We start from the raw sequence: 12,583 nt of genomic DNA, 5'->3' as shown, positions 1-12,583 counted from the left end.
ATGGATGTAAAATATGCATATTATAGCACTTCTAAAGGCTATAGAGTAGTGGGCGGTACAGCCGCCCACTTTTTAAAGGCGGATGGTTCCTTAGATGGTAAAGAGTATATTGATAAGAATTCAGAACAAACAATAGATTCTACAAAAACCATAGGTATTCAAAATACTCTATATTCCGGATGGGACAGATCATCAGTAGCTAACCCGCAGATGGGGCCAATCTCTTTACTTAATCTTGCATTACAGGGAGCTTATCCTTTATATGGAGATGAGGAATTCAGAAATGGAAACAATAATATAGCTGTTTATAATAACTCCGGTAATGGTACTGTAACTATGACCAGAGAAGTGGCCTCTAATCTTCCGAATAGGTCAGGAGTGCAGCTGAGATTCAATTACAATGGTAGTGGAGCCTCTCCTGGTTTAGGTGGATTTATATTAGGGTTTATGGCAAGAGCGAATGCTGTATTTATTCAAAAGTTTATGGCCAAACTTCCTGTAGGATATTCATTTAATAATGCTGAAAACTACATGGGAGCGAATGCTTCAGTCACCTGGTTAACATCAAGAGCCGGGACTGGAAAATGGGAAACTTATGTTAGAGCAGTGATATGCGGAACTGGAACTGGTTTTGGAAATGGAGGCCATGTATATGTTAATGGTCCAAATACAGCACTGGAATTCTATTTAGCTTTTGCTGAAATTTATGAAGTAAATAGCTCCGTATTTTCCAGAATAAAAGAAGCTTTCTATGCTAAGAATGAAACAATCCATTTTAATGGGGCTATATCTGATTTAATTACTGTTGGGGATTCATATGCTCAGAAAAAATTATTATCCACATCATGGGATGGAACTAATGGAGACCAAATTCTCTTAAGGGTTCCGGGAAATCAAAATAATGGAGCTTATCTCAGATATTCTCAGAATGGAGCTTTAAATGGTAATATTGGATTATTGGGTTCGGATAATTTAACGGGTGGTCAGATACTCAATTCTCAAGGAGATCATCTGTATCTGGGAAATTCATCATTGCCCAATATGGTACTTCAAGCGACTACCAATACTCTATTTAATTATGCGGGAGTGGGTAGCATTTATAACTTTAATGTCAATGGAGCTTACTTAGATAGAAATATTAATTTTAATCAGGATAACTCTGGCGTTAATTTCTTTGATGGAGGTAAGATCTATAAAAAAGCTGGAGGGGGAGTTCACATTAATAAGGGAAATAATGGACTGGATCCGAGAATTGAAACTGCAGATGGATCTCAATCATGGGTAATATTCCATGGTGGAAATTACAGTCCTTTTAAGAATTTAAGAAATGGGGTTGTTTTAGAAGATGTTTCAGAATCAGGAATTTACAGACAGGAAACCCCGACATCCGCATTTAATTATACCACTACTTTAAACCTAAACTCTTCTGATGGCAGGCAGCAGCTTACTATTGATAGAAGCGGAAAAGGAATGAAATTCCGCGGAACTCCTACAGGTTCAGGAAATTCAAACTGGTCAGATTGGAAAGACGTTTACCATACAGGGAACTTTAATCCTGCAAATTATATAACACAATTGGCTTTAAATACCCAGTTAGGTAATTATGCTGCATTGAATGGTGTTCAGACTTTTACAAATACCAATACTTTTCAGCGAAGTCCTGTTATCCCGCCAGGAACTTTAGGAACTCATGCTGTAAATGTAAATCAGCTCAATACAAAAGCTAATGGTCAGGAAAATGCTACGGCAGTTGGTTTCTCATCTGGAAATGTACCGACTTCAGATGGAAATGCGTTTCCGTATATGTATCATAATTCAGGGTTATATGTAGCATTAGCAACCCAGTCTTATCTACAAACAAACTTTTTAAGTACACCGAATGGTACCTCTGTCATCATATCAGGGTCGAATCTAAATAATTACCTTAAAACCGGTTTTTACAGAGGTTCAGGATTAACTAATGCACCTTTTAATAATACTGGTTGGTGGTATGTGACCATTGAAACCCATGATAGTACCTGGGTTACACAAAAGGCAACTTCATTTGGTTCAGGTAACACTTCCAATATAACCTACCAAAGGACAATGGCTGGAGGTAACTGGTCAGATTGGACACAAATTTGGACCGCTCAGGATTTTACTGCAACGAGTATTCAACAATGGAATTATATGGCGCAGTACGGGTTACAGCTCAACTCGGAATTTTCGGTCAATACAGGATCCGCTTTAGCCATTGGAGATGGTCATTTTGGGGCTGAATCAGGTCTTATAGATTTTAAATGGAAGTCCCTTGTAGCCGCAAAAAGAAAAGAATATTACTGTTATGGTTCAGAGCATGATGGATGGTCTGGTCTCAACTACCATGGGGAGAGTAAGTTCTTTGGAATGGGAAGGGAATCTAATAAGGATGATAAGTTAACCGTAGCAGGCTCCGTAAAAGCCAGTGAAAATTTTAAATCAGAGGATGAAAACCCAGATACAATGTTTATTCCTAATGGGAGAACAGCTACTCTTAAAGATGAAATTGTTAACGACCAATCTGATCCTGATAACTATGCTGTTAGATTAGATCCACACGAATATGAGTTCGCTTCTTCTGGAAATCTTGACATAGACGATAGAAACAGACTTATCCATATTATTGGAGAAAAGATTAAAATGGTGGTGAGTTTCAAAGAAATCTATCCAAAACAGCAGATCGTTATTTATAATTTTGATTATAGCGGAGGTATGATGGGAGTTGATATATATGGCAAAAGAGTATATAATATTAGCCCAGGCTGTTCCCTTAGATTGTATGTGACAAAATCACGAAGAGTGATTGCAGAACAAGAACAGAAATCTAAGTTTATTTGGTAAGAAAATAGAATAGCTATTTTACAGAATATAGAAATTAAAAACGGCTCACGATAATTTAAGATAAAGCCCACAGTTAGAGGATGAAAGTCTTCTGATTGTGGGTTTTGTATTACCATGAACGTTGTAATAATAAAATGGGTAGCTATACCGATGAAAATATCAAATAGATGAAGAATATACAAGAACATCAAACAAGAGTATTGGGCGTTTTTAAGTTAAAGGAGAATTACAGAACGCTTTTTCAGCCTTAAATTCTGATCACTTGTAAACATTTACAAAAACAAATCCCAACTCTCGTCAGGATTTTATTCATTTTTCAGTTTTGGACTGTATCCACTACAAACGAAAGTCTTGTTAGCTTTAGTTTGTAGAAGAGTTGGTGTTAAAATCGATAACCAATATTCAATCCAAGCTTTATCACCTGATCATGATCTGTTTTGTTTGCATTAAACAAAAGTCTTCCATAGCCTGCGTTGGCTTCAACAACAAATCCTTTCTTGGTAACCAGCTTCCAGCCAAGACCGGCACCCAGTGCAAGATCATAAATATTTTGACCCTCAGTGAAGGTCACATTGTCTGGTGCGTATATTTTTTTTCCATCAATAGAAGTGAACATTCCAAATCCTTCGGCAAAAAAACCGGATGCATATTTTTTTCCAAAATAATATCGGTAATACGGGGAGATAAAGTAATTCATATCTTCTTCTTTGGTGTTATCATAAACAATAAATGCAGAGATTCCCAGTGATGAGCTTTTGTTGAGGTATCGTTCGAAGCCTGCTTCCACAGCACCGGATAAAGGCGCAATTAGATTCAGTTTAATTTCATTTTTTTTCTCAGATAGATCTCCGTTCGTTTCGTTTTTTTGAGCACTCACAGAATAAAAAGCAAACAAAATCATTGCTGGCAAAAAGTTCTTTTTCATAAAAAAGTTAATTGAATTATTTGAATGCAAAACTCAAATAATCCAAGTTAGAACAGGTTTCAAAAGCTTAAAACTGGAGAAAATGGTACTTATTTGATGGCATTTTTATATTCATTGGGCGTTTGACCGGTTACTTTTTTAAAGGAATTATAGAAAGTTGTTTTTGAAGTAAACCCGGATTCTAATCCCATGGTCAGCAAAGTATAGTTTTTATATTCCGGATCTGAAATCATTTCCTTGACCGCTTCTACCCGATATTGATTGATATAATGGGCAAAATTATCTCCTGTTATCGTATTTACAATTTGTGAAAGATATCCCGCACTTATGCCTAGTTTTTCAGCCACTTTTTCCCTGTTTAATGTACTGTCGGTATAAATGTGCTGATCCTTGCAAAGAAGTTCCAGTTTTTGAAAATAAAGATTATCTGCCGTGATAGATTCCTTATATTCTTGTGGTGTGCTATTTTGTACAATTTGCAGATCGGGATATGAAATAACAGAAGTATTATTTAGTAAATTATAGATAGCATCTTTGTTTTTGGCCAGTTTATATTTGTAAATACCTATATAAGCTGTCCAATGCATAATGAATGTTGCACATAAAGCCAGGACGCTCATGGTAGAGGAAATATCTAATCCAAAAAACACACCAGTCATATAGGTCGTAAGCCAGACAAGCAACACCAGATAGATAATGGTTAATAAAGTCATGACCCATTTTTTCTCTTGTGAGTCTTTTAAATGCCTTATCATAAAATAAGAATAGAAAGGAAGAAACAAGATGATAATCACCGCCAATAAGAGCTGAATCATTTGAAGTATGTTGATTAGATCCATGTAAGATTCAGGGATTTTATAAACTCCTCCTACAATATCAAGACAGATGGCAGTGTTAAGAATACTATTATAGACAAATGGAATGTAATACAAATATTTTTTTTGCCTGTTTTTAACTGCATCATCAATACGATGTATAATAAACAAAAATATAAAAACGGGTAACAAAAATACCCAGTCAATATTGTCAATAAAACGTAATAAAGGATAGGATATGAAAACTCCCTCAATTTCAAAAACATAATTTAGTAAGACAATGGAAAGTGCAAATAGTAAGTATGCCAAATATTTATTGGATTTACTATTGAACAGTGACGACTTTAAAATCACAAAGCCTAAAACGATTCCCTGGAAAATTGCAATATTTAAAAGTGTTGTATAAATCAATTTTTGAATATAAAAGTTGTTTTTAAATATAGTTCATTCATACAACCTGATACAACTAATCAGTACTGATAATCTCGATCTTGAAAATGTTTTATAATTATGTTATTGAAAATCATTAGTTTGGAATTTTTTCGTTTGTTAACTAGCCATTTAATATACTTTTGATGAAAAAAACTCAAACACAGTCAATCAAATTTTTATATTTGCATCTGTTGGATTTTTAGGCTTGATTGACTTTTGGAATTCCAATAAAAACGTAAAAATAAAATAGCAATAAACAAATAAGAGTAAAGAATGGATAATATTAATTTATTAATTGTTGTAAATATAGTTTCTTTATTCATTTCATTATTTCTGGCGTTTTTCCTGTTTACCCTTAAAACAAAGTATAAAATAAGCAATTCTTTGTTTGCTTTTTTTCTCATATTAAATGCAATAGATATTAGTGAGCCTTTGTTTAATATGATGGTTGATGGCCCATCTAATCTGGGAATGTTTAGGACCACCTTCGCTTTCCTGCAAATTCCTGTTTTTTATCTTTATATCATATCAGCCTGTTACTCTGATTTTAAGCTAAAGCCGAAATATTTGCTGCATCTGCTCCCGTTTTTAATTGTTAACCTGGTTTTATTACCCCGTTTTTATACTGTAGATACAGCATCAAAAATAAGTTTTATTCAGAATCGTCAAAATATGATAGAGTTCCAGTTTATTCATATTTTAATACATCTGCAGATGGTTCTATATATCATTACTGTTTTTAGAGTGCTAAGAAAATCAAAGAAATTATATCTTGAAAACTATGCAGGAAAAAACATCAGCTCCTACAACTGGCTATTCCAGTTGACCATTGTGTTGACCATTTTATATGCGGTAGCTTTCTTAAAAAACATTTTGAAATTTTCTGACTATCAACACGTTTCCGAATGGGTCAAGATCGGACTTTTATCGTCTTCTCTTTTTGTTTTTTGTTGGTATCTGTTCAAAGCGTTAAATAACCCTGGTCTTTTTAGAAATATTGATTCGAAACTAAAGCTTGTTTCTGAGCTTGTTTCTGAAGAAAAAAGCAGTAAGGAATCAATAGGAGATGAAAGAGAATATAATGAAGAGCTTTTGAAGTTGAAAAAGTATATGGTTGAGAAAAGACCTTTTCTGGACTCCTCGCTAACCATTCAGGATGTTTCCAATGATATTGAAATTCCTGTTCGGGATTTATCTCTTTTAATCAATAATCAACTAGGGCAACATTTTTATGATTTCGTGAACACCTATCGAATAGAAAGTGCTATGGGTATTTTAAAAGATACTTCAAAAAATAAGGTAACGGTTTTAGAAATTCTATACGAAGTTGGTTTTAATTCAAAATCTTCTTTTAATACCGCTTTTAAAAAACATACGGGTAATACACCAACTGCTTATCGCAAAAGTCTGTAAAATAAGGATTTGTAATTATTCGTACTCTTTTTTATAAAGATCCGTACTCATTTTTTATACAAATCCGACCGATTACATTTACTCGGTCGCATCGCTTTAATGTCTTCCACATCTTTGTATCGAAATAATTTTTAACATAAAAAACGATACAATGAAAAGTGCCTTTTATTTACTGATTCTTATAACGCTGTTTTCAAGCTGCCAAACAAGTAAAAAAGTTTTTTCGGAAAAAAGAGATTACAACTTTCTTACTGATAGTTTAAACATTCAATCACAATTAGAAAAATACAAGCTTCCTGGCTTTAGCCTTGTTGTTTTTGAAAATTATAAGATTGTATACTCAAGCCAGGTGGGGGTAAAATCAATGAATTCTAAAGAAAAATTAGATGAAAACACGGCTTTTTCTACGGCATCTATTGCGAAACCAATCACCGCACTTCTTTGCCATATACTTGAAGAAAAAGGCTTAATCAATCTGAATGATCCAATAGATAAATATTTAAAGCGCTGGCATTTGCCAAAAAGTAAGTTTACTGAAAATAATAGCCCCACCTGGAAACAGTTTTTAAATCATACGGCCGGTACAAGTCAGGGTGGATTTGAAGACCATTATGAAGGAGAAACCATTCCAACGATAATGCAAAGCCTTTTAGGACAGATTCCCAGATACGATAAGGAAATTGAATTTTTGTTCACACCGGGAACCAGCTTTGAATATAGCGGTGGAGGCTATGTAATCATTCAAATGGCATTAGAAGACACTTTGAATAAACCTATTGCAGAATTGGCACAAGATTATATCTTTTCCCCTCTTGGAATGAAAAATACCACAATGATTCAGCCTAATGAAAAAGGATTTCTAAAGAATGTAGCTTTTGTACACGATAAAGAAGGAAAAGTGATAAAAACAGGTTTGCCTATCACACCTCAAGTTGCACCATCCGGGTTATGGTCTACCCCTACAGATTTAGCTAAGCTTTCCATTGAGATACAAAATGCGCTACGCAATAAAAATAATAAGGTGATTTCTCATCAGGTAGCAACGGAAGTAACAAAAGTGACTGCTTTGAAAAATGCGGTTGGGGGCTGGAGCTATGGCTGGCAGAAATCTTTTGGATATAGTAATTATGATTGGTTCTCGTGTAATGGTTCCAATACCGGAGTAGGAGGGAATGTTTTGGCTTCTATGACAGATGGTAACGGGATGGTATATCTTGCCAACGGCGAAAAACCGAATCGTTTTCCTGTAATGAATCATACCAGAGCAAAAGTTCTTACAGTAATGAATTGGAATAAAGAAATCCATGAAGATATTCAGGAACTTCCATTAAGCCTTAAAAAACAACTCATCGGAACCTATGACGATTTTCTGTATGGACAGGGAATGGAAACAAAAATTCTCGAAAAGAATAACCGCCTGTATGTAGAGTCTCCAATTCTGGAGCATTTTAAAGGTAAAAATGAGTATGAATTACTCTATCTGAAAAACGGAACCTTCAGAATTGTAGATTATCCGAACCTGTTAAAGTTTGATTTTAGCAATGGAAAAGTAAACTCTGTCATTTTGACAAGAGATTCTCTGAAAACAGAAGTTAAGATTACTAAAAAATAAATCCAACAAATATTTAAAAAACAAAAACAAAAACCTAAAAAGTATGAACCCATTATTTTTAATTCCAGTCGTAGCAATAATTGTAGGTGTAGCTTTCATGATCATCATGAATAATAAACACAAAGCTGCAAAATCAGAAATTGATTTAGATTCTGAAAGAACTAAATATGACCAATACAAGCAAGAGCTTCTGGCTCAGGATTTTTCAAAATTAAAACAATGGATGGAAGGTAAACCGATTGATGCTTTTACTTCTGCTTCTGTTCCTCAGTCAACAACCAATAAAGTGCAGGAACTTGTAACTGACGGAATAACAAATATAGCATTATCTACAATTGGTGTAAAGCTTAAACGAATTGAAACAGATTGTTTTTGGGTGTTAAGCGGAAACGATATGCATTTTTTCAGCACCGATACAGTTGGCGAATTAGATGAACATATTGTATTTGATAATTTTAGAGTTGAAAGAGCCAGCCTTCAATATGGGGGTATCTTGAAATCGCAACTGGGTGCTTATTCAAAATCATCAGAAGAATATTTACCCAAAACGCATATTATCACCTTTGATATTGACGGAAGTTCATTATCTCTTGAGATTCACGATAGACTTAATTACAGAGTTGACCCGGAATATATGCTCCATCTGAAAAAACAATTGGAAACCAGAGCAAAATATCAGGTAGTTGGCGAAAGATTTGTAAAAATTTCGCAGAATAAATTCCCTAATCTCAAAATGTCTTAATGTAATATGGGAATTTTATCAAAATTTTTAAATTCATTTAAAAGTATACGATTAAATGATAAGAATGCAGTAAATGGGTATTTATTAGATCATTTGCTCATAGGTTCAATGTATGCCGAACAACAATCGGCATACCTGAATTCTTATGAAACAGGAGTGAACAGATCTGATATTATCAAATTAGTTGAAACCTATTGGGGAATATCAGATCAAAATCAGGCTATAGAAATTCTCCGGAGTTTACACGACAGAAATCAGGATGAAAATCTTGATATTGTATACAAAGCATTTGAACATCCGAAAAACTATGTTGATATTTTAAGATCTAATCTACCCAATGAAGACGGAGCTTTTGAATATTATCTGGATCAATTCCGAAAACTGAGAAATGTGGTTCCGGAATTGATTGAGCAGAAAATTATTACCGACTTTGCTGAGTTAAAATTTGCAAAAGATAGTGGCTGGAATTATGGAAGAAGTGTATTTTTAGCACGCTGTTGTTACGAACTGGATTATATTTCTGAAAAAGAACTTATCGAATATTTGGCAAAATCCCACAGAGAATTGAAAAAATATTGCAGTACCTGGAAAGAATATACAACAAGTTATATTTTTGGAAGGGCAATTTGGGGAGGTAATAACAATAATGGAATGGTACAGATTGCAAATGATTTACTGAATGACAACCGAAGTCCCCTTAAAGATAAAACATACATCTGATGAGAAAAAAACAGGTTCAAAATTCAACCAATATGTTTTTCTAATTTAGGAAAAAAGATATTGGTTCATTGAGCTAGATTTACATAAATTTAAAAGCTAAAAAGGATGACCATAAAAATCTATAGACCTGAAAATTCTGTATTAAAAAAGTATATCGAATGCTTTTATATCCTTGAGCAAACGTCTGAAGAACCCTCAGCAACTTATTTTACCTTTCCAAGCATCTATACAATTGTCACTGCTAGTGAGAAAACAGAAACCCTCGTCACCAAAAATAAGATAACAACCAGATACTGTTCGTCCAACTCAATCGAAACCAATCTGGTAAGCAACTTTAATGAACCGGTATTGGTCAGCTATGAAGGCATAATCAATGAAATTACGACTTACTTCAAACCATTGGGGATCAATGCGTTTATACCGGGTAATTTAAGAGATTATTCAGAGGGAAGTTTTCCAGATTTTAAACCATACGAGGATTATAAAGAAACCATGGCAGCCGTTCTTTCCATAAAAGACCCGAAAGAAAAAATCAGGGCGGTAGAATTGTATTGGCTTTCAAAGTTTCGCCCTTTTGAGGATGCCCTGTTGACAGAGGTCCTGGCCGAAATGCTGAATACCAATAACATCAATCAGTCTATGACAAAACTGTCTTATACAACGGGTAGATCACGAACAACGATCAACAAACATTTTGATCAGCATATTTGTAAAACACCATCTCAGTTCAAAAAAATTATCAGATTCAGGGTAGCTGTTCAAAGTCGGCTTGACGACAAAAATAGAGTAGAGCCGTCTTATAGTGTGGATTATTTTGATCAGTCACACATGATCAGGGATTTTAAAAAACTGACTGGTTTTACGCCAAAAATTTTTTTTTCAAAAACAACAACACTGGAAAAAGATCTCATAAAATGGATGTTTATTTAGTCGGGGTTTACAAAAATACAATGATGCCGGTTTATTAAGTAGTAACATTGCAGCTTAATAATGTCATTCAATAATTTATGAAGCTAATCCTACTGCTATTTCCAGTTTTTATTTTCGGACAGAAAGATGTGTCAGCCCATCTTGCGAAATATATGCAGGCTCAGGTTGAAATCAATAATTTTAGCGGAACTGTTCTTGTGTCGAAAGACGGCCATGTTTTACTAAAAAAAGCATATGGTTTGGCAGATTATGAATGGAATATAAAAAACACCGTAGATACTAAATTTCAGCTGGCCTCAGTAACCAAACAATTTACCGCCACAGCTATACTTCTGTTGATTGAAAAGGGGAAACTGTCCCTTAATGATAAACTGAGTAAATTTATGCCAGATTACCCCAAGGCCGATAGTGTTACGATTCATATGCTATTATCACATAGCTCAGGGCTGGCTATGGGTTTTAAAGAAATAGCCTTAAGCTCTATCGATAAAGATTCTGCGTATGCCAAAATAAAGAAAATGCCTTATGAATTCTCTCCGGGAACTAAAAGCGGATACAGTAATATTGGCTATTATTTGCTGGCCAAAATTATTGAAAAAGTGTCCGGTGAGAAGTACGCCGTTTTCTTAAAGAAGAATATATTTGAAAAAGCAGGAATGAACAATACGGGCGTCAGTAATAATGAGTCGATAGTCACAAAAAAAGCAAAAGCTTACTATCATGCAGAAAACGGGCTTGTTCACAATCCTTATATCAACTGGGAGATTAATGTAGGGCATGATGGTGTTTATTCTACGGTTGAAGATCTTGCCTTATGGGATAAAGCTCTATATGGAAAGAGTATTCTTTCTGCGCAAATGAAGAAACTGATGTTTAGTCCCCATGGCACTGAAAACTGGGGATATGGATTTATCATCAATCCGTTTTACAATCACGGGCATCAGTTAATGGCTCATGATGGAGGATTTTTTGGTACCATGACCTCCTTTAACCGCTTTACAGACGACAAGCTTTTTGTGACCGTACTTTCTAATAACGAATCATTTTCCTATATCATAAGTTATGGGCTTTCCGCCATTGCTTTGGGAAAAGAAGTTGAGCTTCCTTACAAACACCATCGGGTTGAAATAAACACAGGTCTATACAATCAATATGTCGGTCAATATGATACAATTACCATATTGAAAATTGACGGTAAACTTTATTTTAACAATGCAGACATAGAGCTTATCCCAGAATCTAAAACCAAATTTTTTAGAGCGGATAATAATGACAGAACAGTTGAATTCATTCCGGACAGTGCGGGTCTTTACAATTCTATAATTCTAACAAAAGGAGGAGTAAAAGAAGTGGTAAGAAGGACGAAATAGCCACAATGGTCTTGAAAGTTACACACAAAACTTAAACAGGTTTATTTTCATTAAATACAAAACAAGAAATCCAGTAAGCTACTGGATTTCTTCGATATTTAATCATATACGATTATTATCTGTTTTATAAAATAGCATATGATCTACTTGATCACAGTCGCCTTAAAAGATAAGGACGAGCCGCCACCACTACCGGAATCATATATATAAACAGTGACCGTATTTGCTGCTGTTACTTTTGTCGTATAGATAGGTGGATAAGTACTGGTTCCTGCTGAAATAGTACCAGTTGGGTTTACAATAACCGCATCACCCACAGCTGCGCCATTGACTGTAATGGTAAACGTACCTGCTGATCCTGCTGCTGGCAGGGTGATATTAGCTGTTCCTGTTAATAATTGTACACCACTGCTGCCTGGTGCAGACCAGGTTCCATCCCCTCTAAGATATGTGGAAGAACTTGCTGTACCGGAAGAGGTAGATATTTTGGCTACGGTAACAGACGCATCAGCAATTTGAGTTGTTGTTACCTTAGAAGTTCCAATAGTTGTAACTCCAGAATTGTTCATTGTGATGTCACCGCTTATACTTACCGGATTAGAAGGAGCAAATGGAATAGATCCTGTTATGTAGACCTGTCCTGAAGCTGTTCCATTGGCAAAACCTGACCCCGCTACACCAGCTATTCCCTGTGCACCAACTGGCCCTGTTGCTCCTGTAATTCCCTGAATCCCTTGGGCTCCTGTTGCTCCCGTTACACCAGGT

Annotated in this window: 9 protein-coding genes and 1 pseudogene; 7 read left to right on the top strand and 3 right to left on the bottom strand. The window is 35.0% G+C overall.

What is annotated here, in order from left to right; translation table 11 throughout:
• A complete protein-coding gene (locus tag AC07UM_RS17055) occupies window positions 1–2,859 on the top strand; it encodes a pyocin knob domain-containing protein (protein ID WP_494681263.1) in 2,859 nt (952 codons plus the stop codon).
• A gap of 382 nt (window positions 2,860–3,241) precedes the next feature.
• Here the strand turns inward: AC07UM_RS17055 and AC07UM_RS17050 are convergent, their stop codons facing one another.
• Window positions 3,242–3,784, bottom strand: coding sequence for a DUF3575 domain-containing protein (locus AC07UM_RS17050; protein ID WP_494681262.1), 543 nt, complete (start codon window positions 3,782–3,784; stop codon window positions 3,242–3,244).
• Between the two features lie 89 nt (window positions 3,785–3,873).
• Entirely contained in the window at window positions 3,874–4,716 is an 843-nt protein-coding gene (locus AC07UM_RS17045; protein ID WP_494681261.1) for a helix-turn-helix domain-containing protein, read from the bottom strand.
• 987 nt (window positions 4,717–5,703) lie between these two features.
• Between AC07UM_RS17045 and AC07UM_RS17040 the strand changes: the two genes are divergently transcribed.
• From AC07UM_RS17040 to AC07UM_RS17015, 6 genes are all read left to right on the top strand, one after another.
• Window positions 5,704–6,444 (top strand): helix-turn-helix domain-containing protein, encoded by a 741-nt coding sequence (locus AC07UM_RS17040; protein WP_494681260.1) that lies wholly within the window; start codon window positions 5,704–5,706, stop codon window positions 6,442–6,444.
• A 151-nt stretch (window positions 6,445–6,595) separates the two neighbouring features.
• A complete protein-coding gene (locus tag AC07UM_RS17035; RefSeq protein ID WP_494681259.1) occupies window positions 6,596–8,056 on the top strand; it encodes a serine hydrolase domain-containing protein in 1,461 nt (486 codons plus the stop codon).
• A 43-nt stretch (window positions 8,057–8,099) separates the two neighbouring features.
• Complete coding sequence (locus AC07UM_RS17030; protein WP_494681258.1) at window positions 8,100–8,798, top strand: Z-ring associated ZapG family protein; 699 nt, start codon at window positions 8,100–8,102, stop codon at window positions 8,796–8,798.
• Between the two features lie 6 nt (window positions 8,799–8,804).
• Complete coding sequence (locus tag AC07UM_RS17025; protein ID WP_494681257.1) at window positions 8,805–9,518, top strand: DUF1266 domain-containing protein; 714 nt, start codon at window positions 8,805–8,807, stop codon at window positions 9,516–9,518.
• A 105-nt stretch (window positions 9,519–9,623) separates the two neighbouring features.
• Entirely contained in the window at window positions 9,624–10,448 is an 825-nt protein-coding gene (locus AC07UM_RS17020) for a helix-turn-helix domain-containing protein (RefSeq protein ID WP_494681256.1), read from the top strand.
• A 77-nt stretch (window positions 10,449–10,525) separates the two neighbouring features.
• Window positions 10,526–11,818, top strand: coding sequence for a serine hydrolase domain-containing protein (locus tag AC07UM_RS17015; protein ID WP_494681255.1), 1,293 nt, complete (start codon window positions 10,526–10,528; stop codon window positions 11,816–11,818).
• A gap of 143 nt (window positions 11,819–11,961) precedes the next feature.
• On the opposite strand, the pseudogene AC07UM_RS17010 reads toward AC07UM_RS17015, so the two are convergent.
• A pseudogene (locus tag AC07UM_RS17010) lies at window positions 11,962–12,583 on the bottom strand (hypothetical protein); the annotation flags it as partial.

This window comes from Chryseobacterium sp. GW821-FHT04C04, assembly GCF_059420365.1.
The sequence above is the reverse complement of the archived record's forward strand: the minus strand, read 5'-3'. Positions and strand labels throughout refer to the sequence as shown.

Bases quoted from the DNA above. Each gene is read 5' to 3' on its own strand.
- AC07UM_RS17055 (WP_494681263.1), top strand. From the start codon at position 1: ATGGATGTAAAATATGCATATTATAGCACTTCTAAAGGCTATAGAGTA.
- AC07UM_RS17050 (WP_494681262.1), bottom strand. From the start codon at position 3,784: ATGAAAAAGAACTTTTTGCCAGCAATGATTTTGTTTGCTTTTTATTCT.
- AC07UM_RS17040 (WP_494681260.1), top strand. From the start codon at position 5,704: ATGATAGAGTTCCAGTTTATTCATATTTTAATACATCTGCAGATGGTT.
- AC07UM_RS17035 (WP_494681259.1), top strand. From the start codon at position 6,596: ATGAAAAGTGCCTTTTATTTACTGATTCTTATAACGCTGTTTTCAAGC.
- AC07UM_RS17030 (WP_494681258.1), top strand. From the start codon at position 8,100: ATGAACCCATTATTTTTAATTCCAGTCGTAGCAATAATTGTAGGTGTA.
- AC07UM_RS17025 (WP_494681257.1), top strand. From the start codon at position 8,805: ATGGGAATTTTATCAAAATTTTTAAATTCATTTAAAAGTATACGATTA.
- AC07UM_RS17020 (WP_494681256.1), top strand. From the start codon at position 9,624: ATGACCATAAAAATCTATAGACCTGAAAATTCTGTATTAAAAAAGTAT.
- AC07UM_RS17015 (WP_494681255.1), top strand. From the start codon at position 10,526: ATGAAGCTAATCCTACTGCTATTTCCAGTTTTTATTTTCGGACAGAAA.